Origin of the sequence: Geopsychrobacter electrodiphilus DSM 16401 (assembly GCF_000384395.1) — a bacterium.
Lineage (GTDB): Bacteria > Desulfobacterota > Desulfuromonadia > Desulfuromonadales > Geopsychrobacteraceae > Geopsychrobacter > Geopsychrobacter electrodiphilus.
In genome coordinates this window covers 4,095,150-4,120,291 of the sequence record NZ_ARWE01000001.1, presented here as the reverse complement: position 1 = coordinate 4,120,291, position 25,142 = coordinate 4,095,150, and the positions used below count along the sequence as shown (strand labels likewise).

Below are 25,142 nucleotides of genomic sequence, written 5' to 3'. Positions count from 1 at the left end.
CCATGCATTCCACCGAATTCGCCGCTGTTGATTTTGCCCCGGTGCGTGTCGCCATCGAGGGCACCCCCGAGACCGGCTTCCTCTTCTCCTCTGCCATCCCCCTGCAACCCTACCCGGAGAATCTGAGCCTCAGGTTACGACACTGGGCCGAGCAGGCTCCAGAGCGGATCTTTCTCGCCGAACGCCAGGCGGACGACTGGCGCCGTCTCAGCTATGCGGAGGTCAGCCAGCAGGCGAACGCCATTGCCCAGGCGTTACTCAACCGCAAGCTGGGCCCTTACCGCCCGCTGATGATCCTCTCCGGTAATTCCATCGATCACGCCCTGCTGATGCTCGGCGGCTTCATCGCCGGCGTGCCGGTGGTGCCGGTCTCGGTTCCCTATTCACTGCTCAGCCAGGATTTTCTCAAGCTGCGCTTTATCTTCGAGGAGATCTGTCCCGGACTGATCTATGTCGCCGACGGCGCGCTGTTTGCCAGGCCCCTCTCCAGCCTGAACCTGGCCGGGGTCGAAATTGTAGTCGGTCAGGGCGAGCTTCCCGGGCAGGCAACCACCCTCTTTGCCACACTGCTCAAGACCCCGGTGACCGCCGACGTTGATCAGTCCCTGGCGCAGGTGGGCGCAAAATCCGTGGCCAAAATTCTCTATACCTCCGGCTCGACCGGTCAGCCCAAGGGGGTCATCAACACCCACGGCATGCTCTGCGCTAACCAGCAGATGCTCGCCCAGGTCTGGCCCTTTACCCTGCAGACCCCGCCGGTTCTTGTCGACTGGCTCCCCTGGAACCACACCTTCGGCGGCAACCACAATTTCAACCTGGTGCTCAATCAGGGCGGCACCCTGTATATCGACGGCGGTAAACCGGCGCCGGGGCTGGTGTCACAGACCGTGAAAAACCTGGCAGAGATCTCGCCGACCATCTATTTTAATGTTCCGGTCGGCTATGCCATGCTACTCCCTCATCTGGAGCAGGATGCCGCCCTGCGCGACAACTTCTTCAAAAATCTGCAGCTGATCTTCTACGCCGGCGCGGCCCTGCCCCAGGATCTGTGGGAGCGCCTCGAACAGGTGGCCATCCAGGCGACCGGCAAGAAAGTCATGATGACCTCCTCCTGGGGTTCGACCGAAACTTCGCCGCTTGCCACCGCCGCCCATTTTACGCTGAAGAAAGCCGGAGTCATCGGCATCCCCTGTCCCGGCGTCTCGCTGAAAATGCTGCCGAACGGTGACAGCTACGAATTGCGGGTCAAGGGGCCAAATGTGACCCCCGGATATTTCCGGCGACCCGATCTGACCGCCGACGCCTTCGATAGCGACGGCTATTACCGGATCGGCGACGCCGGTCGGTTCGTCGATCCCAGCGACCCGGGCAAGGGGATCTCCTTCGATGGCCGGGTAGCAGAAGATTTTAAACTGGCCAGCGGCACCTGGGTACGGGTCGGACTGCTGCGGGTGGCGGTGCTGGCGGTCGCCGCGCCGGTGCTGCAGTTCGCCCTGGTCACCGGCCATGACCGGGAGGAGGTTGGAATTCTTGGCTGGCCGAACCTTTCGGCCTGCAAGAAGCTTTGCGGTGAGACTGAAGGGGATGTTTCACCCGCAGTTCTATTGCAGCATCCCGAGGTCAAAACCCACCTGCGTCGCGCCCTGTCCCAATACAACGCCGAACAACAGGGGTCATCCACCCGAATCGGCCGGATCCTGTTAATGACCACCCCGCCAGACAGTGACGCCAACGAGATTACCGACAAAGGCTACATCAATCAGCGTGCGTCTCTACAACGGCGCCAGGATCTCGTCGAACAACTCTATGCTGAGCCCCCAGCTTCAGGTGTGATTGTGCTCTAATTGAGGCTGGTCCTGCAGGCGCTGGTGAGATGCGGCCTTTCGTATTATCACTCGTTACCCGCTTGTGCACGGGCTCTCTTTCCACAAAAACTTTCCAGCGCCGCCCTTTCTTTCGCTGCTTTCAACCCCGCTTTAGCCTCATCTGCAAGCCATTATAGATCCAGAATTTTCAGAAATTTGATCTACACCTGTCGTTTCTTAATTCCGTAGAGTGGAATTCGATTCCAAAAAAACTATTGACCGAAGACGTTTCACAACGTATAGATAGAATCAACAGTTAATCCGAACAGGCTCGAAAGCCTAACTTTCGTTGAGGATCGACAGACCATGAACAGTAAGGATGAAAAGAGCGGCGCAGAGCAGGCGCCCCAGGTCATCACCGCTCTGGCCCGAGGCCTGAGCGTGCTGCGCTGTTTTCATCAGGGAGACCACTTTCTGGGGAACCAGGAAATCGCCGCGCGCACCGGACTACCTAAAGCGACAGTCTCCCGGCTCACCCAGACCCTGACGACTCTGGGCTATTTGAATCACTCCAAACGCTTCAACCAGTACAGTCTGGGGGCGGCGGTGCTCACCCTGGGCTATTCGATGCGCGGCAATATGGACATCCTTAAATCCGCCCGGCCGTTGATGCAGGAATTGGCCGACAATGCCGAAGCCTCCGTCTCGCTGGCGGCCCCTGATGGCCTGCACATGGTCTATCTGGAAAACTGCGTCGCCAGTGCCAACATGATCGCCCTGCGCATTGAGATTGGCGCCCGCACCCGGATCGCCAATACCGCTATGGGACGAGCTCTGCTCTGCGGTTTAGCGCCTGAAGAACGGATCAGCCTGGTCGCGCAGATCAAGCAGGCCACCCCTAAAGCCGATTGGCCGAAGATCAAGGCCGGGATCGATCAGGGTGCCAGCGACTATCAGACCAAGGGCTTCTGCTTCTCGCTTGGGGACTGGCGCGAAAATGTCAACTCTATCGCCGTCCCTCTGATCCAGGCCGACAGGTCGGTCCTGGCGATCAACTGCGGAGGCCCGGCCTGGCAGCTCAGCGCTGAAAAACTTGAACATGAAATCGGGCCGAAACTGGTTGAAATCGGTCGGCGCCTCGAAAATCTATAACCCTGCGGACATTTAAACCAGACGCTGGAAACCCAATAATTTACAGGAGGTCAAGATGCATTTTGGACTGACGGACGAACAACGGATGATGCAGGAGATGGCCAGGGATTTTGCCCAGAAGGAGATCCTGCCCACCCTTAAGGACGACGAAGCGAATCACCGCTTCCGCCCCGAACTCGTCAAGCAGATGGCTGATCTCGGCTTCTTCGGTTGCGCCCTGCCTGAAGAGTACGGCGGCAACGGCTGCGGTTTTCTCGAATCGGTCATCATCGCCGAACAGCTTGCCATTGTCAGCGGATCCTCGCGTTTGCCGCTTAATATGCAAAACGTCGGTCCCGCCTGTACCGTCAACAAGTATGGCACGCAGGATCAAAAAGAACGCTTCATTTCCAAGTGGGTCAGTGCCGAGCATATAGGCTTTTTCGCCATCACCGAGCCCAACTCCGGCTCTGACGTCGTCAGCATGGGGACCACTGCCACCGATCGCGGCACTCACTGGGAGCTTAATGGTCAGAAGATGTGGATCTCCAACGCCCATCTCGGCGATTACGGCCTGGTCTACGCCATGACCGACAAGAGCAAGAAATACAAGGGGATGACCTGCTTTATCGTCAATCTCAAAGGCAACGAGGGGATCGTTACCGCACCGATCGAGACCAAGCTCGGCCTGCATTGCGCACCGACCGGCGAGATCGCCTTCGACAAAGCACAGATTCCCAAGGATTCAGTCTTAGGTGAAGTCGGCCAGGGCTTCGAGATCTGCATGTGGCAGCTCAACAACACCCGCATCAGCTGTTCGGCCGGTGCACTCGGCATCGCCGGAGGCGCGATCAAGGCGGCCATCGAATACGCCAACGAGCGCACCCAGTTCGGCAAAAAGATCGGCTCCTACCAGATGATCCAGGCCTCGATTGCCGAGATGGTCGCTGAGCATGAAGCCGCCCAGCTCCTCGTCTATCGCGCCGCCTGGCTCAAGGATCAGGGCCTGCCCAACCAACATCAGACCTCCATGGCCAAACTCTTCGCCTCCGAAGCCGCCGTCCATGCGGCCAGCGAGACGATGAAGATCTTCGGCAGCTATGGTTATTCTACCGAGTACCCAGCAGAGCGTTTCCTGCGGGATTCCCACTCGCTGCGAGTAGTCGAAGGGACCAGCAATATCCAGAAGATGATTATCGCCGGGATCTCGATGGGCGATGTCGCCAACCGCTAGTCGTTTGCCGATAAAGGCAATCTGCATTCAAAGGCAATCACTGCCTGGGAGTGAGTCATGGAAATCGATTGGGGAAAAGTGTTCGAGGTCTTCGGTAGCGGAATTTTCGGCGTCTATCTGGTCATGTTCCTGTTGATGATTCTGACCAAGCTCAGTAACGGAATCATCAAACGGTTTGAGCAGAGCCAGAAAAAAGAGGAAACAGAGCAGGCCTAAACCGCTTGATTTTTGGAGTGCAAAGTCATGATTAAAATCTTACAGGACATCATCTTTTCAAGCGGTCTGATGAATTTGAGTTTAGGCAATCTGGTTATGTGGCTGATCGCCTTTGTGCTCTTTTATCTCGCCATCAAGAAACAGTACGAGCCGCTGTTGCTACTGCCGATCGCCTTCGGCATTCTGGTCGTCAACCTGCCGCTGACTTATCTGATGGAACCGGAACATGGACTGATCTGGTTCTTCTATAAATACGGCATCGACCTGGATATTATCCCGCCATTGATCTTCCTCGGCCTGGGCGCGATGATCGATTTCGGACCGCTGATCTCGAACCCGAAAACGCTGATGCTCGGCGCCGGAGCCCAGGTCGGTCTTTACGTCACCTTCTTTGCCGCTGTACTGTTCGGCTTCGATCTGAAAGAATCGGCCGCCATCGCCATTATCGGTGGCGCCGACGGGCCGACCACCATCTACCTCGGCTCCAAGCTGGCGCCCCATCTGCTCGGCGCCACCGCGGTCTCGGCCTACGCCTACATGGCCCTAGTCCCGATCATTCAACCGCCGATCATGAAACTGTTGACCAGCGATGCCGAACGCAAGATTGTCATGCCCAAACTCGCACCGGTCAGCCGCTTGCAGAAGATCTGTTTTCCGATCATTACCGCCATGATCATCATGCTGGTGGTGCCAGCCTCGGCGCCCTTGATCTCAATGCTGATGCTCGGCAACCTCTTCAAAGAGTCGGGCGTTGTTGAACGGCTGAGCAAGGCGGCTTCCAACGAGCTGATGAATATTGTCACCATCTTCCTCGGACTGTCAGTCGGGGCGACTATGACCGCCGAAGTGTTTTTGAACCCCAAGGTCCTGTTTATCTTCTTCCTCGGCCTTTTCGCCTTCGTTATCAGCACCGCCTCGGGACTCTTGATGGCCAAATTCATGAACCTGTTTCTCAAAAACAAGATCAATCCGCTTATCGGCGCGGCCGGCGTCTCCGCCGTGCCCATGGCCGCCCGCTGTGTGCATAAGGTCGGCTCCGAAGCCAATCGGCGCAACTATCTACTGATGCACGCCATGGGCCCCAACGTGGCTGGCGTGATCGGCACCGTGGTGGCTGCGGCCATCCTTTTGAAGAATCTTGGATAATTTGTTTTAGCTGCTACAGCTTAATACACCTGACAAAGGAGAATTACGATGCCTGAACTGATTGCACCCATCGCCGGTAATGTCTGGAAAATCCTCGTGGCCGTGGGCGATAAAGTTGAGCTGGACGATGAATTGGTCATTCTCGAGGCCTTGAAAATGGAGACGCCCATCTACTGCGACGATGCCGGGACTGTCAAAACCATCAAGGTTAAAGAAGGGGACGCGGTCAATGAGGATGACGTACTGATCGTGATTGAATGAGCTTGAGGTTATCGCTCATCAACTCATTTTTATAAATTGTTCGACATCGAGCAGCCGGGCTAATCTTCAGACATCCGGCTGCCGCTTGTCGTCATCGAGAAAGGGACAGCCATGACACGCAAACAAACGCCATTGCGCCAATATTTCGAGACCATGCCCGCCATCGGCAAGGAACTCAGGGACGGAGAAATTCGCCGTTCCCAGGAGAACGCCGAACTGATCAAGCAGCAGGAAGCGATCCTCGCCGAAGAAATTCTGCGCGTCAAGAACGCCGGAATTCCGGCGGAAAAAGTTCATTCACGCGGCGGCATGACCATCTACGACCGCCTCGACTACCTGGTCGACGCCGGCACCTGGTGCCCGCTGCACAGCCTTTACAACCCGACGGATAACGAAGAAGGCTGCACCGGTGTGGTCAACGGCATCGGTAAGATCGAAGGCAAGTGGGCGGTGATTATCGGCTTTGACAACAAGGTCATGGCCGGAGCCTGGATCGCTGGACAATCCGAAAATATTTTGATGGTCACTGAAATGGCCAAGCGTCTCAACGTGCCGCTGGTCTGGTTGACCAACTGCAGCGGCGTAAAGCTGATGGAGCAAGAGACGGTCTACGCCGGGCGGCGCTCAAGCGGTGCACCCTTCTACCGTCACGCCGATCTTAACCATCTGGGGATCCCGATCCTCAACGGCATCTACGGCACCAATCCGGCCGGTGGCGGCTATCAGGGGATCAGCCCGACCATCCTGCTGGCGCACAAAGATGCAAACATCGCCGTCGGCGGCGCCGGTATTGTCGGTGGCATGAATCCCAAAGGTTATATTGATGAAGAGGCCGCTCAGGCACTTATTGAGGGGACCAAAAATTTCCAGGGCAAGGCGCCGGGGCGGGTTGAAACCCACTTCGACCAGACCGCCTACTTCCGTGAAGTCCATGATACCGAGCAGGGGGTATTGGACGGCATCAAAGACTACATGCGCATGATGCCGGCCTACGATCCGACCATGTTCCGGGTCGCTCTACCTGCCGAACCCAGACTTCCGACCGAGGAGCTTAATCTGCTTTTACCGGCCAACCAGAAGCGCCCCTACGATGCCATCCAGATTCTGGCGCGACTCACGGACAACAGTGAGTTCATGGAATACCGTCCCGACTACGGGCGCGAGGTCTTCACCGGCATCGCCAAGATCGATGGTTTTCCGGTCGCCTTTATCGGTAACCAGCAGGGGGTCTTCCCCGGCTACCCGGCTTATGCCGAAGGAGCCTATCCTGGGGTCGGCGGCAAGCACTACCGCGAGGGACTGATCAAGCAGGGTGAGTTTGTCACCCTCTGCGGCCGCGACAACCTGCCGATCGTCTGGCTGCAGGATACCACCGGTATCGATGTCGGCGATCTCGCCGAAGAGGCGGAACTGCTGGCGCTGGGACAGTCACTGGTCTATTCCATCGAACAGACCGAACTCTCGATGATGTGCGTCGTGTTGCGCAAAGGGACCGCCGCGGCCCATTACATCATGTGTGGCCCACAGGCCAACAATAACAACGCCTTCACCCTCGGCACTCCGATCACCGAAATTTATGTCATGCACGGTGAAACCGCCGCAGCCGCGTCTTACGCGCGGCGGCTGGTCAAAGAGGATGACGCCGGCAATGACCTCACACCGACCCTGGATAAGATGAACCAGATGATCCAGGATTATCAGGACAAGTCGCGTCCGGCCTACTGCGCCAAGACCGGATTTGTCGACGAGATCGTCGCGCTGACCGAGCTGCGCAACTACATCAAGGCCTTCACCGGGGCCAACTACCAGAACCCCAGATCGATCACTCCGGTACATCAGATGCTGTTGCCGCGCATCATAAAAGGTTAGGCCCGGCGGCGGAACCTTCCCCGACCCTCTCTCCGGGGAAGGTTCCCACCCGGTTTTTATAGATTTTAATCCCCAGACGGATCAAGATTGCGAGGCGGATATATGAGCAAATCAAAAACCCCCCTGAGAATCACCGAACTTGTCCTGCGCGATGCACACCAGTCCCTGTTTGCCACTCGCATGCGCCTGGACGACATGCTGCCGATCGCCGAAAAGCTCGACCAGGTCGGTTACTGGTCTCTGGAAACCTGGGGCGGCGCGACCTTCGACTCCTGTATCCGGTATCTGGGCGAGGACCCCTGGGAGCGGCTGCGCGCTTTGAAAAAGGCCATGCCCAACACGCCCCAACAGATGCTGTTTCGCGGCCAGAATATCCTCGGCTATCGCCACTATGCCGATGACGTAGTCGAAAAATTCGTCGAGCGCGCAGCGGCTGGCGGCATCGATGTGTTCCGGGTGTTCGATGCCATGAACGATCCGCGCAATCTCGAAACCGCGATCAAAGCGGTCATCAAACAGGACAAGCACGCTCAGGGGTGCATCTCCTACACCGTCAGTCCGGTGCATACCCTGGCCAAATGGGTCGACCTGGCCAAATTCATTGAGGATATGGGCGCTCACTCGCTCTGTATCAAGGATATGGCCGGTCTGATAACCCCCTACGCCGCCTACGAATTGGTCAAAAAACTCAAGAAAAACCTGACGATTCCGATCCATATGCACTGCCACGCCACCACCGGCATGTCGACCGCGGCTTATTTAAAAGCGATCGAAGCCGGGATCGACGGGGTCGACACCGGGATCTCCTCCATGAGCATGACCTACGCTCATTCCCCCACTGAGGCGCTGGTCGCCATCACCGCCGAGACCGAACGGGCCACCGGCCTGGATCTTCCGCTGTTGCAGGAGATCGCCGCCTATTTTCACGAAGTACGGAAAAAATACGCCAAGTTTGAAGGATCCCTCAAAGGGATCGACGCGCGGATTATCCTGGCTCAGGTCCCCGGCGGCATGCTGACCAACATGGAGAGCCAACTGCGCGAGCAGGGGGCCAGTGACAAGATCGATCAGGTCTTGCAGGAAATCCCCTTCGTGCGCGAAGACCTCGGCTTTCTGCCGCTGGTCACACCGACCTCGCAGATCGTCGGCAGCCAGGCGGTGCTGAATATCCTCGCCGGTGAGCGCTACAAGGCCGTCACCAAGGAGACCACCGCCGTCCTCAAAGGGGAATACGGCGCGACCCCGGCGCCGGTCAACAAAGAGCTGCAGGTAAAGATTCTGAAAGGGGCGACCCCGATCACCTGTCGCCCGGCGGATCTGCTCGAGCCCGAGGTGGAGCGGCTCACCGCCGAACTGCGCGGCATCGCGGCCGATAAAGCGCTCAGTCTGGCCGAAAACGAGATCGAGGACGTCCTGACCTACGCCTTATTCCAGCAGGTCGGATTAAAATTCATCGAAAATCGCCACAACCCGGCGGCCTTTGAACCCGTCCCCTCCGCAGAGCCCGCGGTCGCCGCGCCTCAGGCTGCGGCGATCGCCGGCGCTGAAATCTACACGGTAACCGGCGGTGGCAAAACTTTTGTTGTGCAGGTGGTCGAAGCTGCAGGTGCAGCCGCAGCGGCCGCGGCGGTTGCGGCGAGCGCGGAAACTCAAGCGACCGCGGCGACACCGGTTGTCGCAGACACCCTGACTGCTCACCTGGCCGGAAATATCTGGAAGGTTGAAGTGACCCCGGGACAGACCGTTGAAGAAGGGGATCTGCTCTTTGTCCTCGAAGCGATGAAGATGGAACATGAAGTCGTCGCCGAGAAAGCCGGCCTGGTGGCTGAGGTCCTGGTCAAGGAGGGGGATGCGGTTGAGATCGGCGCTGCGCTTCTCGCCTTTTCCGGCGAGAAGCGTAGTCCCGCGGATCCGGTTGCCGCAGCGCCTGCACCTGACGACACTGCAGTTGTCAACGGAGTGGTCGCTCCGCTGGCGGGCAACATCTGGAAGCTGGAGGTGACGGCAGGACAGCAGGTTCAGGAAGGCGATCTGCTGCTGGTTCTCGAAGCGATGAAGATGGAGAACGAGATCATTGCCGAGCGCGATGGGACCATCAGCCAACTGCTCATCAAAGAGGGTGACGCGGTCGATATCGGGCAAACCTTGCTGGTTCTGGCCTGAGATGGTGTCCTCTTCCGCTTCAGGTTGCGGCTCCGTTGAGGCGCACTACGCCCATCAGGGCCTTGAAACCGCGCTGCTGTCGGCACTGTCCAAGGCCGGGCTGGATTTGAATCAGCTGACAGCCAAAGATCTGGCCCCGATTGATGAATTTCACATCGGCGGGCGCAGGGCCACCCTCGAATTCGCACGCCAACTCGACCTCTCCGCAGGCCTGGCAGTGCTGGATATCGGGAGCGGCCTTGGCGGTGCCTCACGCTGTCTGGCGACCGAATTCGGTTGCCGGGTTACCGGCATCGATCTCAGCGCGGAATATTGTCGCGTCGCCAACATGCTGGCGACACGGCTCGGGCTTGACTCGCGGGTCTCCTACCAGCAGGGGAACGCCCTCTCTCTCCCCTTTGCCGATAACAGCTTCGATCTCCTCTGGACCCAGCATACGTCGATGAATATCGCCGACAAAGCCAGGCTTTTTGCCGAGATGTGGCGCGTTCTGAAACCCGGCGGCAGGCTGGCTATCTATGATGTACTCGCCGGAGCGGGCGGACCGGTTCTTTTTCCGGTCCCCTGGGCACGTGACCCGTCGATCAGCCACCTGATCAGTGCGCAGCAGTTGCGCGAACAACTCGAGTGTCTGGGTTTCGAGATTTTGAGCTGGCAGGACAGTACCGAAAAGGGGCGCGTCTGGTTTCGCCGCATGGGGGATAAAATCAAGCAACAGAGCATGCCAGGCCTCGGGATACATCTGCTGCTAGGAAACGATTTTCGGCTCATGGCGCAAAATCAGGTGCGCAACCTTGAAGAGGACCGGATCGCACTCATCGAAGCCAGCGTTCAACGGCCAGTATAAAAGGAGCCCCAATGGCCTGGATCAGTTACCAAGTTTCTGGGAGCCGTTCCGGCAACGCTTCGCCTGGGCTGTGCCCGGTGCGCAGCCCCTGTGAGGAAAAAATTTCTCTCAGAACAGCTTCAGAAAGGACTGCTTGTAGTAAGATCAACGTACAAAGATCGCTTATGACACCGCCCGATGTCGGGCTGATTTTTATAAACAGACGAACAGGATGAAATAACCATGAAATTTACCGGCACCGATTCTTATATAGCCACCCCTGACCTGAACCTTGCAGTCAATGCCGCCATCACCCTGGGCAGACCTCTGCTGATCAAGGGGGAGCCGGGCACCGGCAAAACGATGCTCGCCGAAGAGGTCGCCAAAAGCCTCGGCATGCCACTCTACCAGTGGCATGTCAAATCAACGACCAAGGCCCATCAGGGCCTCTACGAGTATGATGCCGTCTCACGGCTGCGCGATTCACAGCTCGGCGACGAACGGGTGCACGAGATCGGTAACTACATCATCAAGGGGAAGATGTGGGAGGCCTTCGAGTCAGATCAGCGTGCAGTGTTGCTGATCGACGAGATCGACAAAGCCGACATCGAGTTCCCCAACGACCTGCTGCAGGAACTCGACCGCATGGAGTTTTACGTCTACGAGACCCGCCAGCTGATCAAGGCGAAACACCGCCCGGTGATCATCATCACCAGCAACAACGAAAAGGAATTGCCCGACGCCTTTCTACGCCGCTGTTTCTTCCACTACATCCGCTTCCCCGAAGCGGAGACCATGGCGCAGATCGTTGGGGTACACTATCCGGGGATCAAGCAGAACCTGCTCAAGAGCGCCCTCGAAACATTTTTCGGCATGCGCGAGGTGCCGGGCTTGAAGAAAAAACCCTCGACCTCCGAACTGCTCGACTGGCTCAAGCTGCTGGTCGCCGAGGAGATTCCGGCCGAAGCTCTGCACAGCTCGCAGCCGGGTAAATCGATCCCGCCCTTGCATGGTGCGCTGTTGAAAAATGAACAGGATCTGGGACTGTTTGAGCGGTTAGTCGGTCTGTCTCGTCGTGGTAGGTAAGCAACGCTGATGCTGGTCGAATTTTTTCTCCAACTGAAACAGGCCAAGATCCCGGTCAGCATTCGTGAGTATCTGGGGTTGCTCGAAGCTCTCGACAAACAGGTGGTCTGGGGAAGCGTCGAGGATTTTTATTATTTGGCGCGGCTCTGCCTGATCAAGGATGAGACCCATTTCGACAAGTTCGACCGGGTTTTTGCCCAGTATTTTAAGGGGATAACTGATCTCAGCGAAGAGCTGGAGACCCAGATTCCCGAGGAATGGTTGCGCAAGTTGTCCGAGTTGGTACTCTCCGAAGAAGAGAAGGCCCAGATCGAAGCGCTTGGTGGTTTTGAAAAGCTGATGGAGACCTTGAAGCAGCGCCTCGCAGAACAGAAAGAGCGTCACCAGGGGGGGAGCAAATGGATCGGTACCGGTGGGCGTTCTCCCTTCGGCGCCTACGGCTACAACCCTGAAGGGATCCGCATCGGCCAGGAGGGGTCACGCCATCGGCGTGCGGTCAAGGTCTGGGATAAGCGCGAGTTTAAGAATCTCGATGGTTCAGTGGAACTCGGCACGCGCAACATCAAGCTCGCCCTGCGGCGTCTGCGGCATTTCGCACGGGAAGGAGCTCCCGAAGTTCTCGATCTGCCCGGCACCATCCGCGCCACCGCCAGCAACGCTGGCTATCTCGACCTGAAGCTGATCCCCAAACTCCACAACAAGATCAAGGTACTGCTGTTCTTCGATGTCGGTGGCTCGATGGATGACCATATCAAGGTTTGCGAAGAACTCTTCTCCGCCGCCCGCAGTGAATTCAAGCAACTCGAATATTTCTATTTTCACAACTTTGTTTACGAAAGCGTTTGGCGTGACAACCAGCGCTACCGCGCCGAGCGGATCGACCTCTGGGAGCTGATTCACACTTTTGGTCCCGACTACAAGCTGATCTTCGTCGGCGATGCCGCCATGAGCCCTTATGAAATTTCGATGGTCGGCGGCAGCGTCGAGCATATGAACGAGGAAGCCGGCTATGTCTGGGGACAGCGTCTGCTCGATGCCTACAAGAATGCAATCTGGCTCAACCCGACCCCCCAGGGCTGGTGGAACTTTACCCAGTCGACCGGCATGGTGCACCAGTTGATGGCGGGACGGATGTTCCCGCTGACCCTCGAAGGGCTGGATGCAGGCATTCGGCTGCTGAGTAAGACTCAGCTCTGAATCGTCAGACGATCAGAAACTCCTGGTACCGAACCTTGCCGCCAGATCTTTTGAGATCTCACGTTTTTCCAGGCGTTTTTTGGCCCTTTCTGGAGCCCCCTCAAACAGAAATTTTTCCAGCTCGGTCTCGGGGATGACACCGGGAACCATCTGTTTCTCGCCATTGATGTTGATCGACACGAAGGTCACAAAAGAGGTCGCACAGACTGTGCGCTCACCGCTCATCATTTCTTCGGCGACAACCTTGACGAAGACTTCAACCGAGGTGCGATTGGTCCAGGTGACAAAGGCTTCGAGACAGACCGAATGACCGATGCGGATCGGATGCAGAAAATCGACCGAGTCGGTTGATGCTGTCACCACCGAGGTTCGCGCATGACGGGTAGCGGCAATGGCGGCAATATCGTCAATATGATACATTACCTTGCCGCCGAACATGGTGCCGTAGTTGTTGGTATCGGGAGGAAGAACCATCGAGGCTTTTATGGTTCTCGATTCTTTGCAATACTTGGCTGGTTTAGGGGTCATAGTGAGTTCTCCTGTTTGTTCCCTGATGCTGGACATTCCGCTCTCCGTAAAAGGTTCAAACCCGAAGCAGTGGTCATCGCCTGCAGGTGGTTCCCGAGCAAGGTCTTGATCTCGGCCGTATCGGCATAGCACAGGAGATCAGGGTTATTGCCCCCCCCGAGCGGCGGTTCGTTCAGCGGCTGAAGAAGAATAACCGGTTTGCCGATCCCGTAGGCCAGGCCCAGAGTGAGCATGACATTTGCGTCCTGACCGGCTAGATCGAGAATTGCCAGCCGGCAGGTGTAGAGTTGCTGGCAGAGTTCGCAGAGTCCATTCTCATCCAGAGGCGATGCCTCTACCCTGAACCAGCCTAAACCCTGGGCCTCGAGTAACGGTTGGATACCTTGATGGAAAACAGACCGACCGACATCGGTTCCGGGGCCGGCAACCACAACTCTTTTGTCTGCCGATGGCTGATCAAGAGTTTTCCCATCGGGGTCGCTCGGGAAAAACCTTGCCAGCGGATGCGGTTCCGCAAGCTGCAAGGCAGCCTCCCTGTGCAGTTCATCGATCTTGTTTTCGAGGCGCACGATCTGATGATTGATGGTCTTGATAAATTTATCCACGCTGGTCTTTTTGATCGATTTGCCGGACGGGGAATAATCGCTGGGACTCAACCTGAAAGTCGGGACGGTCAGGGTTTTATCGGCATTGAGCCGCACGGCCACCGCATTATAGCTATCCGTCCAGCTGTCAAAAGCCCGCAGATAGACGTACTGATTATTTTTCAGATATTTACTGATCTTTGCCAGGGTGTAATTTAATTCAACAACCAGCCCTGAGAATTGAACGGCATTCATTTCTTCATCCTTAAAAAATCTATTTCTTCCTGAACGCATATGAAACTTATGCTTGATCAAGCGCTGACCCAACACCGAGTATAGCGCTTTATCCCAACCCCCTGCAGGATCAGGACCCTGCCCGCCAAAAGAAAGACCCCCGTCTTTACAGAACGGGGGCCATTCTTCGTCTTGACTGAGTCTCCCCCCTACTTGAGCAACAGTTTCGCTTTTTCCGCTTCGGGCGACAGGGGGAAGGTTTTCACCAGCGTCTTCCAGGTCGTTTTAGCATTCTGTTTATCCCCGAGAGCCATAAAGGCTTTCCCCTGCTTCAGCAAGGCTGCAGCGGCTTTGGGGTGATCACTGTGCTGCTGGATAACCTCTTGAAATTTGAGGATCGCGGCCTCATATTTTTTCTCACCGTAAAGAGCTTCACCAATCCAATACAGCGCGTTAACCTGCAATTCATGCTTAGGGTATTTCTGAATGAAGGCTTCAAGAGCTTTGCGCCCCCCCTCAAAGTCGCTGCCATTTAAAATCTTTTCCAGCGCCGCCTGATAGACCATTTCAGGACTGGTGTTCTCTTCAGCCTTGCCAGGAGGGGTCGCCGCTTCAGCCACAGGTGGGGCTTGAAGTGCCTTCGCTTCCATGTCATTCAAGCGCTTGGTCAGGACCGATATCTGCATCGACAGATCATCACGCACCAGCGACAGATCGGCAGAACTCTGCTGATTGGAACGGTTGACCTCATCAAGTCGGCCATTGATCGATTGAACTTCAACCCGCAAGCTGTCGAGTCCAGACTGAAGTTCGGCGACCTGTCGTCCAAGGGTTTCGACTTGCCGCTTGGCCTGGCTGCCACCATCACTGTTTCCTTGCTCAAGATGCGCAAGATGTCGCTTCATCTCTTCGAAGTCATTTTCCATTTTAAGCTGTGCCTGGGGTGCCGGCAGGCAACCTGCCAGAACCAGTAACAGACAACCAAGACCGAGGAGTCGCTTCATCTGGTATCCTTTCTGATAAAAAAAGGCCGCACCTCAACAAGGCACGGCCTTTCACTGAATCGTTCAACTGTATCAGTTGAGTACTTTGAACTCGGCACGACGATTCTGGGCCCAAGCTTCTTCGGTATGGCCCATCACCAAAGGCATTTCCTCACCGTAGCTGAGGATGCTCATCCGCTCTGCGGGGACACCGAGGGAGACCAGATAGGACTTAACCGCCAATGCACGTTTTTCGCCCAGAGCCAGATTATACTCGTCTGAACCACGTTCATCACAGTGACCTTCGATACGGACACTGACGCCCTTGGCGTTGAGGTAAGCAGCGTTGTTCTTGAGGCTGGCGCGAGCGTCAGCGGTCAAGACATACTGATCAAAATCAAAATGGACCCGCTCAAGAGAGGTCGCGGCATCGGCCGTGGTATCCTGAGCCATACTGCTGCTCTGCTCGGTCACCGGTTGCTCAGTAACCGGTTGCTCAGCGACCTGGGCAACCTGCTCTTGTTGCATTTGAGTTTGGTCAACCTGGGCCGAATCATCCATCTTCGGTTTTTTTGCACAGCCAACAGCCAGCATCAAGACCAGGGCCAGCAATGCAGTTAATTTAATGACAGGTTTCAGTTGCATGATCTACCACTCCTTTCGCAAACGCGAACTTGTGAATGCCGCTCTAGCGACAAATTTTTTCTGATAATCTTCTATCCTACACAAAAACCAAGAGGAAAAGCACTAAAAAACCGCACGAACTCCTCCCAGCTGGTCTTTATCGGGTTTTTAGCTCAGGAAATAACTCTACTGCCAAAGGCCAGACCAGGCAGGATGCGTATCATTGCCTCCAGGAGCCGATACACGCCGATCACCGGTCCCGTCAATGCGCATGATATGAATCGATTTTTCTCCCTTTAAATCTAGAGAATAAACCAGAAAACGGCCGTCCGGACTGAAACGCGGATGTTCTTTGGTCCCTGCACCAAAGGTCAGACGATGCTCCCCGGTGCCATCGGGTCGAATCATGAAGAGGTCGAACTGCCCCTCGGTCCGCCGTGAAAATACGATCCAGTCGCCGGTCGGGCTCCAGTCAGGGGTGGCGTTATACTTGCCTTCAAAGGTCAGCCGACTAACCTTGAGGCTGTTGATATCAACAATAAAAATGTGCGGGTTCCCCCGACGATCAGAGACAAAAGCGATCTTGTCAGAGTCAGGACTCCAGCTCGGGGCGACATCAATCCCCCAATGAGTGGTCAAACGTTTGTGAATACTGCCGTCGGTCCCGAGCAAATAAATATCCGAATTATTCCCCATTGACAGGGTCACGGCGAGTTCTCCGCCATCGGCCCGATACCGCCCGCCGGTATTCAAACCGGGCCGGTGAGAAATTCGTGCCTCGCTGCCGGTGTAGATCTCCCTACGATACAGATCAGGGTTCCCCTGTCGGTAGGAGGTATAGACAATCTCTTTACGCACCGGCGAAAAGTCGGGATCAAGGACGATGGAACGATGGTCGGTCAGACGCACGGGATTATGTCCGTCAACCTCCATCAGATAAAGTTCCTTATGCCCGCTGCGGGTTGAGATATAGGCCAGTCGACTGGAGAAGGGGCCTTTCTTGCCGGTTAACGCTTCCATGATCTGATCAGCAAAACTGTGGGCAATACGCCTCGCGTCGCCTTTGGCACCGACATAACGTCGGCCTGTCAGGAGCCGCTGACTGGCCACATCATACAAGCGCGCCTCGATCACCAGCTTGTCCCCTTCAAGACGATAGCCCCCCTTGACGACCGCATCGACCCCCAAAAGTCGCCATTGGGCAAAATCAACCTGACTGCTGTTCAATCCCAGTTTTTCGGCATCGGAAAGAAACGCCGCTCGATTCGCCATTTCAAACAGACCTGAAAGGTCGAGATCAGCGGATAAAACCTCATTAATTTCATTAGCGATCGTCGCCGAAGGTCCCGCCAGCGGCAGGAACAACGGCAGGGCCAGGGGAATCGTCTGCTCGCCCGGCGCGCTGATTTCTATGCGTACGGCATGAGCAGTCAAAGGAAGGACCAAAACACAGAGCAAGAATAAACTGAATATTTTTTTCATTGGGTCTGAAGATCCTTAAGGTTAAAAACAATGTCAAAAGTATCGGCTGCGGGTAGGGGTCTCCCTAAATTTTTTGAGCGTAAAATCGCTTTTTTCACTGATTCATCAAAAAAAGCATTTCCCGAGGGCGTCACTATTTCCCAAACGCCCAGCATGCCTGCCTTTGAATAAAAAAGTTTAGCTTCAACCTCCAGATCTAGATTGGGAAGTTGATATTTGGAAAGTCGCCATTGTTCCTTGATAAAATTTTCGACGTAACGAGTAGCCTTAACCCCGATTTCATTCCCGGTGCCATCGGGCTCTCCGACCGGAGCCTTAATGTCCGGTTTTTCAAGAGCGGCCTTCTGTGCCGCAAGAACGGCCTTCAGTTTATCCAATGTTTGCTGCCGTTCGGCTTTGGCCTGCATCTCGGCCAGACGTTTCTGGAGTGCATCCGCCGCCGCCGTGTCGGGCTTGACGGCTTTGGCCACCGGAGCAGCTTTTGGCGTCGGCGTTGCCTTTTTCACCGGAACCTTTTTCACCGTCCTGGCTGGGATCTTCACCGCTTCAGCCTTGTCTATGACCCGTGGTTTTTCTTTCCGCTTACTCGGCGCAGCATCGGGACGGCCGGCACGTGGATTCTTAACCGGCATATTGACCAGGTTGACCCGGTAAACCGGCAGCTGTGGCGTTTTGTGAGTCACCTTGAGTACGCCGGAGAGAATCACCGGGACAATCAGGTGCAGAAGAAAGGAGATCAGCAACATCCGCCGCAAGCCCGGTTCGAGCAGGCTCTGCAACTGATGCAGCCGGTGACGATAGTGTTCAGACATCCCGGCGCCTACTCCTCAGGCATGCGGGTGACCATCCCCAGACGCTCGATGCCAGCCTTTTTCACGGCAGCCATCACCTCGACCACACGTCCATAGGGGACAGCCTTGTCCGCTTCGAGATAAACCTCGCGCCCCTCTTTACCTTTCAGGGCCTGCAAAATGACTGGCGCCAACTTGCTGATCTCGGTGATCCGGCTCGTCCCGATCAGCAGGCTGCCATCCTTATTGACCGATACCACCAGCGGTTCAACCTTGCTCTGCAGGTTGGGCGCCTCTTTGACTTGTGGTAGATCGACCGTTACCCCCTGATCGAGCATCGGAGCGGTGACCATGAAGATAATCAGCAGCACCAGCATCACATCGACAAAGGGCGTAACGTTGATCTGCGACATACTGCTGCGTCGGCCGGTGCCGGGGCGTCCCACCTCCATCATCTAGCTCCGTTCCATCCGCTCGACGATATTGAGGAATTCCTGACTGAAGTTATCCATCTCACCGACCAGAACATTGACCTTGTTAAGAAAATGGTTATAGCCCATGACCGCAGGAATCGCTGCCGCCAACCCGATGGCGGTGGCAACCAGGGCTTCCGAGATCCCTGGCGCAACAACGGCCAGCGAAGCACTGCCGGTTAAGCCGATACCATGAAAGGCATCCATAATCCCCCATACTGTACCGAAAAGTCCGATAAAGGGTGCCGTGGAGCCGGTGGTAGCGAGAAATGTCAGATATTTTTCGAGTCGCTGAGTCTCTTGAGTGGTTGCGCGCCGCAGCGCCCGTGAGACATTGCCAAGCCCTCCAAGGTCAGCGGAAAGCTCGCGCGCCGCATCGGGTCGCGCCTGTTTTTTCAGCTGCAGCAGCTCATGGTAGCCCTCACGAAACAGAATCGCCAGTGGAGTCCCGGTAAAATCCTTGATCTCATTACCGATGATATCAAAACGCTTCTTCTCCCAGAAAAAATCGAGAAAACGGTCCGATTCATGAATCGCCTGCTGAATGGTTTTAAATTTGTAGAAAATGATTCCCCAGGAGACGAGGGAGAAATAAAGCAGAATCAGCAGAACCAGCTTAACGACCAGTCCGGCATGAAGTACCAGTTCCAAGTTAGACTCCTTTGGTTGACTTTAATAAGGTAAACAGTGGCAGGTCAGTGTGGAATTATCGACCAGCCCTTCAGGCAAGTCAACCCTCGCACCATTCTCTAACCATGATATTCGGGCGCTTCAGAAGACGATGGAGGTGTCAGGAAAACTGCGAGATGCTCTCTGATGTGGGCGGCGGTCAGACTCAGGGGGGAGCGCTGCAGCAAGCTTTCCAGTGACGCGAGATCATCCACATCTTCCCAGCCTGGAAGAAACTTCGCTCTAATCCGCTGTTTTGTCAGGACCTGCCGGGTCTGTGTCATAAGATCGGGTTGGCTCCAGGGCATGGCATCAAATAAAGCGGGATGATGCTTGCTTTCGCCGATCAGAACGTAGCCCCCATCGGCGGCCGGGGCAATCACCACCTCAACCGTCTGCAAGGCGCTGAATGCCTGCTTAACATAAGCCAGCGGCAGATCCGGGCTGTCACTGCCGATAAGTACCGCCTGTTGATAGCCCTGTCGTAACAACCCGTTTAGCGCCTGGGCCATGCGCGCGCCGAGATCGCCCCCCCGCTGGGGTTGTCGGTTCTGACCAGGATAATTGTGCAAAAAGTAATCTTCGCCGCCGGCATGGAAGATCACCAGATCGAAAGATTGCCCGCCAAATCGTCGGATCGTCTCATCAAGTGCCACCCGATAAAGTTCAGCAGCTTGTTCAAGATGGAGGGGGGGACAGAGACGGGTTTTCACCTGCCCGGCCACTGGCGTCTTGGCAAAAATGCCGACAACCGCGGAATTTTTTATCGGTTTTGCAGGGTTATCCACACTTCCCACAGGTTTATCCACAGGCCTTGGGTCGTTTATAATACTCCAGTTGTGCATATGCAGAATGATTGTGAATCGACTCGAAATTCTCGCATTCGATCTTAAACCAGGTGACATCCGGCATCGCCGTGAGTCGTTCAGTCACCGCACGCACCATGTCCTCGACAAACATCGGATTGTCGTAGGCCTGCTCGGTCACCGCTTTTTCATCTTCACGCTTGAGCAGGGAATATACCGGCGCACTCGCGCAGGCCTCAACCTGATCGACCAGTTCCTCAAGCCAGATATGCCCGGTGTAACGCACCTGGACATTGACCAGGCTACGCTGATTGTGCGCACCCCGGTCGCTGATCTCGCGTGAGCAGGGGCAAAGAGAGGTCACAGGGACGCTCACTTCCAACACGAAATCAAACTCATCGCCTAAAATCCCGGTCATGCGACACTGATATTCCATCAGCCCGCGCGCCTTGGAGACCGGGGCCTGCTTTTCGATGAAATAGGGGAACTCCAGTTCAAGATAGGCACAACTGGCTTCCAGCCTTTCTTTCATGGCCGTCAGGATCTCCTCGATATTCTCGATACTCACCGCGCCATGATAAAGGTTGAGAACCTCGATGAAGCGACTCATGTGAGTCCCCTTGAAATGATGCGGCAGATCGACATACATATTGACCCGCGCTACCGTGTGCTGCTTTTTGCGCGCTCGGTCGAGCACCACGATCGGATAGCGGATATCCTTAACCCCGACCTTGTCAATGGCAATGCGCCGCGGGTCAGCGCTCTTCTGCATATCGGGCATCTTTTTCATGATCATCTTCTTTACAGATAAGGGACCGGGTCGCTGGTCCCGGCATCGGCAAAACCTTTTAGCCGCAACAGACAGGAATCACAATGACCACAGGCGCGACCGTCCGCTGCCGGATCGTAACAGCTGTGGGTATAACGATAATCGACCCCGAGAAGGAGACCTTTCTCTATTATCTGAGCCTTGGTCAGATCGATCAGCGGCGCGTGAATCCGGTACGGATTCCCTTCAACGCCTGCGCGGGTCGCCAGATCGGCCATCTGCTGGAAAGCGGCAATGAACTCGGGGCGACAGTCAGGGTAACCGGAATAATCAACCGCATTGACCCCGATGTAGATATCCTGGGCACCAAGCACCTCGGCCCAACCGAGAGCGAAAGAGAGAAAGATCGTGTTGCGCGCCGGCACATAGGTAATGGGAATTTGCGCCGCATCGGCCCCGTCTTTCGGCACCTCAATCGCGCTGGTCAGAGCGCTGCCTCCCATCTGACGCAGATCGATATTGACCACCATATGCTCTTTGGCGCCGACCAGTGGTGCGTATTCACGGGCCTTCTCAAGCTCAACAGCATGTCGTTGGCCGTAGGCGAAACTTAGGGCATAGGGTTCAAAACCTGCATCACGCGCGATCGCCATACAGGTCGTCGAATCGAGACCTCCGCTGTAGAGAATGACTGCTTTTTTCATGTTTATTCATTCCTTGATTGAAGATTGCTGAAGCATAGGTCACCACCGATACAGGGTCAAGCGGGAAGCCGTTCGCTTCAGCTGTTGCCGCCACTCGGGTTCACATGCTATAAGTCCCTGTTTCAAGATTACTTTTTCCCGATTGTTTTCTGATGGATTCGAAGGATGTTAAGCCGAAAACGGATTTTTAAATATCTTCTGCTCGCCTCTCTCGGCTTCGGCCTGAGCGGGATCTTAGGTTTGGGGATCGCTTACTTCTACGTCTCCAGTTCCCTGCCCCGGGTCGAAACCCTCTCCGATTACCGTCCCCCGCTGATTACCAGGATTTACAGCGATGATGGCACCATCATCGCCGAATATTCGCGCGAGCGGCGGATTTTAGTTCCTATCGACAAGCTCCCCTGGCAACTGGTCCAGGCCTTTGTCGCCGCAGAAGATTCCAATTTTTTTAAGCACAGCGGCATCGATCTGGTCTCCATCCTGCGTGCAGCCTTGAAAAATGTCGCCGCCGGCGGAATCTCTCAGGGAGGGAGCACCATCACCCAGCAGGTCGCCAAACAGCTGTTGTTAACATCAGAGCGCTCTTTCTCCCGCAAATTTAAAGAAGCAATCCTGGCATGGCGCATGGAGCAAGCACTCTCCAAAAAGGAAATCCTCTACCTCTACCTCAATCAGATCTATCTGGGCCATCGTGCCTACGGAGTTGAGGCCGCCGCAGAAAACTACTTTGACAAAAGCGTCGAACAGCTCAGTCTGGCCGAATGTGCGATCCTCGCGGGGCTGCCCCAGGCCCCGAGCCGCTATTCCCCCTATCGTCATTATAAACGCGCCATCGCCCGTCAGCAGTACGTCCTGCTGCGCATGACCGAAGAAGGTTATATCACCCCGGCTCAAGCCGACCAGGCCCGTCATGAAAAAGTCGAGATTCGCCCCCGTCTGAATACCCACCTGGAAGAAACTGCCTATTTCAACGAGCAGGTCAGACGCTACATCGAAGAACGTTTCGGCACCGACATGCTCTACACCGGCGGACTCCAAGTCCATACCAGCATCAACATCGCGATGCAGCAGGCTGCCGAAATTGCCGTCCGCCAAAACCTGAGAAATCACGACAAACGACAGGGCTATCGCGGACCCGAAGCCCAAATAGACGCTGCTGATCAGGACGCATTTCTAAGTGAACAGGAGAAAACTCTAGCCGATGAGCCATTAAAAGTCGGCAGCCTGACGCAAGCCCTGGTTACAGGTGGTGACACGGAGAAGATCCTCTGCCGTATCGGCAACTATAACGGAATTATCGACATCAAAGACCCCTCTTGGGCGAGCCCGATCTCAGTCGTTGCGCGTGATGTCGAAGCGAGCGGCAACGCTGAACCAGGTCAACCTTCCCACATCCCGCTCGGCTCTCTGATTGACGTTGAGGTTACCGGGATGCCCAAGGATGGGTCCCTGATCCTGGCCCTTGATCAAGCTCCATTGGCGCAGGGCGCGCTGATAGCGAGCACTCCTGAAACCGGCCAGATCAAGGCGATGGTGGGGGGATATGACTTCGGTGAAAGCCAGTTCAACCGCGCCATTCAAGCGAAACGTCTTCCAGGTTCTGCGATCAAACCGATTATCTACGCAGCTGCTCTCGACAAGGGCTATACCCCGGCCTCGGTTATTCTGGATACCCCGCTCATCTTTGAAGAGTTAGACAAGCAGGGAGAAATGAGCGCCTGGAAACCAAAAAATTATGAAGAGAAATTTTACGGTCCGACCTCCTTCCGTCAAGCGCTGACCCATTCGCGCAATGTCGTGACCATCAAAATTCTTGAGGATATCGGAGTCGGTTATGTTGCGAATTATGCCAAAAAACTTGGGATCAAAACACCGCTTACCCGCGATCTGACCATGGCCCTCGGCTCAACGGCCGTCACTCCGATTGAAATGCTTAACGCCTACACTGTTTTTGCCAACGGCGGTATCCGGGTTTCCCCCAGCTATATCAATAAAATTGTCGATCGCAATGGTCGCATTCTCGAATCCATCGATCCTGCGGATTTTGCTTCCGGTATGGAGCCGGATCAACGTCTGATCCGCAAACCACCACGTCGTGTCATCAGTAAAGAAACAGCCTATCTGATAACCAATCTTATGGAGAGTGTTGTTCAAGAAGGAACGGGTAGACGAGCCAGAGTGTTAGGCCGCCCGGTAGCGGGTAAAACCGGGACCACTAATGATCTGAAAGACGCCTGGTTTATTGGTTTTATTCCGCAACTGGCCTGCGTCTCATGGGTCGGATATGACCAAGAGAAACCCCTTGGCCGTGGCGAGACCGGAGCCCGAGCCGCGGCGCCAGCCTGGATAGCATTTATGCAGGAGGCGATTAAGCAGTATCCGGCACGGAACTTCAGCGTCCCGGACGCCATCGAATTCTATCCAATTGATGAGAAGACGGGCAAACTCCTGCCCGACAATGATCCCCAGGCGCGCATCGAAGCCTTTGCCCCCGGAACAGCTCCGACGGCGCGCGCCAGTGATGAAGAGGCCCCCAAGGCGCGGGATTTTTTCAGACTCGACCAGGAAGATACCTTCTGATAATGTGCTTTAAGCTCACCTAATTACTGCTGTTTTATGGTGAACGTTATGGCCTGTGAACTGGTCAGCAAACGAAAATCGCCCGAATTTGATAATCACTGTTCAGCGGCGCCCCCACTTTGCACCCGGTCGGTAATTAGCTACTCGCGCAGATAACCGGAGAGAGCGATCATCGCCTTGACGATTGCGGTGTCCAGGGGATTGACCGCCAATTTCTTCTCAAACAGAATAGTCTCGGTCGTAAAATATTCCACTCGGCCGAATTAACCCCTTATTCCTTATTGTGTAATCAATTCCGGTTCGGTTCTGCTCATTTTAAACATGAGATTCAACACCTCATCGATCTGTCGTGGGCTCATCCAACCGTGGTCGAAACAGATGGCACCCAATACTCGATGAGGGCGCTCCACCAGATCATCATCGACCTGTTCGCGCAAAGCCTGCTGCAACTGCTCTGCGAGCAGATAGCCTCTGTCGACCGCAATCTTGCCAAAACGCTGGCAGTACTTCCTGTGCTCATTCATCGTCGTTTGCCTTTTCTTAAGAAGGACATTCTGGTATCTGGTTTATTGACCGTGATTTCCGCTATAAAACGTGATTGTTTTTTAATAATTACCCTGGCATAAGGGATAAAAATGGTTCTTGTTCCAGGCCTCAGCGCACAGACCGTCTTTACTCTCCAGATTCACTTTCCTGGCACCCACCTGAGAGTCTGAATCTCCTACCGCGCGAATAATCCCCATCACTAACGAAGACTTACCCAGCGAAACCGACCAGCCTCCAGCTCTCTCCGCCGGAGCCTTAAAATCCACGAAGAAAACACCATTACTTAAAACCTGCCAGACATCCGATGCCAGCCGCTGCAATGAGTGCCATTCGCCTGACAGCAACGATAGTGCCAAATTTTTTCAGCTGTCAGTCGCTACTAAATATAGTTCCTGGCAAACAGCAGCCCCTTTGAGTCTGCGGTCTTTGCCGCCA

At 55.4% G+C, this 25,142-nt stretch carries 24 protein-coding genes; 12 read left to right on the top strand and 12 right to left on the bottom strand.

Translation table 11 applies throughout. From position 1 onward, the window contains the following. The first annotated feature begins 2 nt into the window (after nucleotides 1-2). The 11 genes from D888_RS0119585 to D888_RS0119535 all read left to right on the top strand — a co-directional run bounded on the left by D888_RS0119585 (nucleotide 3) and on the right by D888_RS0119535 (nucleotide 12,934). Nucleotides 3-1,844, top strand: coding sequence for a feruloyl-CoA synthase (locus D888_RS0119585; RefSeq protein ID WP_020678274.1), 1,842 nt, complete (start codon nucleotides 3-5; stop codon nucleotides 1,842-1,844). Nucleotides 1,845-2,171: 327 nt separating this feature from the next. After that, nucleotides 2,172-2,957: an IclR family transcriptional regulator gene (locus D888_RS0119580; RefSeq protein WP_020678273.1), complete on the top strand. Its 786-nt coding sequence runs from the start codon at nucleotides 2,172-2,174 to the stop codon at nucleotides 2,955-2,957. 55 nt (nucleotides 2,958-3,012) lie between these two features. Further along, a complete protein-coding gene (locus tag D888_RS0119575) occupies nucleotides 3,013-4,170 on the top strand; it encodes an acyl-CoA dehydrogenase family protein (RefSeq protein WP_020678272.1) in 1,158 nt (385 codons plus the stop codon). A gap of 57 nt (nucleotides 4,171-4,227) precedes the next feature. Further along, nucleotides 4,228-4,386 carry a hypothetical protein gene (locus D888_RS24300; protein ID WP_020678271.1) on the top strand — a complete coding sequence of 53 codons (159 nt, stop codon included), beginning with the start codon at nucleotides 4,228-4,230 and terminating at the stop codon, nucleotides 4,384-4,386. Between the two features lie 27 nt (nucleotides 4,387-4,413). Continuing rightward, nucleotides 4,414-5,532 carry a sodium ion-translocating decarboxylase subunit beta gene (locus D888_RS0119565; protein WP_020678270.1) on the top strand — a complete coding sequence of 373 codons (1,119 nt, stop codon included), beginning with the start codon at nucleotides 4,414-4,416 and terminating at the stop codon, nucleotides 5,530-5,532. A gap of 48 nt (nucleotides 5,533-5,580) precedes the next feature. Continuing rightward, nucleotides 5,581-5,793: an acetyl-CoA carboxylase biotin carboxyl carrier protein subunit gene (locus D888_RS0119560; protein WP_020678269.1), complete on the top strand. Its 213-nt coding sequence runs from the start codon at nucleotides 5,581-5,583 to the stop codon at nucleotides 5,791-5,793. A gap of 111 nt (nucleotides 5,794-5,904) precedes the next feature. After that, nucleotides 5,905-7,662, top strand: a complete 1,758-nt coding sequence (locus tag D888_RS0119555) for an acyl-CoA carboxylase subunit beta (RefSeq protein ID WP_020678268.1) — start codon at nucleotides 5,905-5,907, stop codon at nucleotides 7,660-7,662. A 102-nt stretch (nucleotides 7,663-7,764) separates the two neighbouring features. Further along, the gene (gene oadA / locus D888_RS0119550; RefSeq protein WP_020678267.1) at nucleotides 7,765-9,825 is read left to right on the top strand and encodes a sodium-extruding oxaloacetate decarboxylase subunit alpha; all 2,061 of its coding nucleotides are present in this window, start codon (nucleotides 7,765-7,767) and stop codon (nucleotides 9,823-9,825) included. Between the two features lies 1 nt (nucleotide 9,826). Then, nucleotides 9,827-10,672: a class I SAM-dependent methyltransferase gene (locus D888_RS0119545; protein WP_020678266.1), complete on the top strand. Its 846-nt coding sequence runs from the start codon at nucleotides 9,827-9,829 to the stop codon at nucleotides 10,670-10,672. Between the two features lie 222 nt (nucleotides 10,673-10,894). Then, entirely contained in the window at nucleotides 10,895-11,737 is an 843-nt protein-coding gene (locus tag D888_RS0119540) for an AAA family ATPase (RefSeq protein WP_020678265.1), read from the top strand. A 9-nt stretch (nucleotides 11,738-11,746) separates the two neighbouring features. Further along, complete coding sequence (locus tag D888_RS0119535) at nucleotides 11,747-12,934, top strand: vWA domain-containing protein (protein WP_020678264.1); 1,188 nt, start codon at nucleotides 11,747-11,749, stop codon at nucleotides 12,932-12,934. 12 nt (nucleotides 12,935-12,946) lie between these two features. Here D888_RS0119535 and D888_RS0119530 read toward each other — a convergent pair whose 3' ends face one another. The 11 genes from D888_RS0119530 to queC all read right to left on the bottom strand — a co-directional run bounded on the left by D888_RS0119530 (nucleotide 12,947) and on the right by queC (nucleotide 21,581). Then, a complete protein-coding gene (locus D888_RS0119530; RefSeq protein ID WP_020678263.1) occupies nucleotides 12,947-13,462 on the bottom strand; it encodes an acyl-CoA thioesterase in 516 nt (171 codons plus the stop codon). Next, the gene (locus tag D888_RS0119525; protein WP_020678262.1) at nucleotides 13,459-14,301 is read right to left on the bottom strand and encodes a hypothetical protein; all 843 of its coding nucleotides are present in this window, start codon (nucleotides 14,299-14,301) and stop codon (nucleotides 13,459-13,461) included. Before D888_RS0119525 ends, D888_RS0119530 begins: the two co-directional genes overlap by 4 nt. A gap of 188 nt (nucleotides 14,302-14,489) precedes the next feature. Next, on the bottom strand, nucleotides 14,490-15,284 hold the full coding sequence (gene ybgF, locus D888_RS0119520; protein WP_020678261.1) for a tol-pal system protein YbgF: 795 nt from the start codon (nucleotides 15,282-15,284) through the stop codon (nucleotides 14,490-14,492). 72 nt (nucleotides 15,285-15,356) lie between these two features. Continuing rightward, nucleotides 15,357-15,908 carry a peptidoglycan-associated lipoprotein Pal gene (pal, locus tag D888_RS0119515; RefSeq protein WP_020678260.1) on the bottom strand — a complete coding sequence of 184 codons (552 nt, stop codon included), beginning with the start codon at nucleotides 15,906-15,908 and terminating at the stop codon, nucleotides 15,357-15,359. Between the two features lie 165 nt (nucleotides 15,909-16,073). After that, on the bottom strand, nucleotides 16,074-17,369 hold the full coding sequence (gene tolB, locus D888_RS0119510) for a Tol-Pal system beta propeller repeat protein TolB (RefSeq protein WP_020678259.1): 1,296 nt from the start codon (nucleotides 17,367-17,369) through the stop codon (nucleotides 16,074-16,076). After that, nucleotides 17,366-18,181 carry a TonB C-terminal domain-containing protein gene (locus D888_RS0119505; protein WP_020678258.1) on the bottom strand — a complete coding sequence of 272 codons (816 nt, stop codon included), beginning with the start codon at nucleotides 18,179-18,181 and terminating at the stop codon, nucleotides 17,366-17,368. Before D888_RS0119505 ends, tolB begins: the two co-directional genes overlap by 4 nt. A gap of 8 nt (nucleotides 18,182-18,189) precedes the next feature. Continuing rightward, a complete protein-coding gene (gene tolR / locus D888_RS0119500; RefSeq protein ID WP_026362509.1) occupies nucleotides 18,190-18,612 on the bottom strand; it encodes a protein TolR in 423 nt (140 codons plus the stop codon). Between the two features lie 3 nt (nucleotides 18,613-18,615). Then, nucleotides 18,616-19,284, bottom strand: a complete 669-nt coding sequence (gene tolQ / locus D888_RS0119495; protein WP_020678256.1) for a protein TolQ — start codon at nucleotides 19,282-19,284, stop codon at nucleotides 18,616-18,618. A 98-nt stretch (nucleotides 19,285-19,382) separates the two neighbouring features. Continuing rightward, nucleotides 19,383-20,099 (bottom strand): TIGR04282 family arsenosugar biosynthesis glycosyltransferase, encoded by a 717-nt coding sequence (locus D888_RS22575; protein ID WP_169513303.1) that lies wholly within the window; start codon nucleotides 20,097-20,099, stop codon nucleotides 19,383-19,385. A 4-nt stretch (nucleotides 20,100-20,103) separates the two neighbouring features. Next, nucleotides 20,104-20,898, bottom strand: coding sequence for a GTP cyclohydrolase FolE2 (gene folE2 / locus D888_RS0119485; protein ID WP_020678254.1), 795 nt, complete (start codon nucleotides 20,896-20,898; stop codon nucleotides 20,104-20,106). An 11-nt stretch (nucleotides 20,899-20,909) separates the two neighbouring features. After that, nucleotides 20,910-21,581 (bottom strand): 7-cyano-7-deazaguanine synthase QueC, encoded by a 672-nt coding sequence (gene queC / locus D888_RS0119480; protein WP_020678253.1) that lies wholly within the window; start codon nucleotides 21,579-21,581, stop codon nucleotides 20,910-20,912. Between the two features lie 165 nt (nucleotides 21,582-21,746). On the opposite strand from queC, the gene D888_RS0119475 reads away from it, so the two are divergent. Beyond that, complete coding sequence (locus tag D888_RS0119475) at nucleotides 21,747-24,161, top strand: penicillin-binding protein 1A (RefSeq protein WP_020678252.1); 2,415 nt, start codon at nucleotides 21,747-21,749, stop codon at nucleotides 24,159-24,161. Between the two features lie 278 nt (nucleotides 24,162-24,439). Here the strand turns inward: D888_RS0119475 and D888_RS0119465 are convergent, their stop codons facing one another. Beyond that, nucleotides 24,440-24,685: a hypothetical protein gene (locus D888_RS0119465; protein WP_020678250.1), complete on the bottom strand. Its 246-nt coding sequence runs from the start codon at nucleotides 24,683-24,685 to the stop codon at nucleotides 24,440-24,442. Nucleotides 24,686-25,142 lie beyond the last annotated feature (457 nt).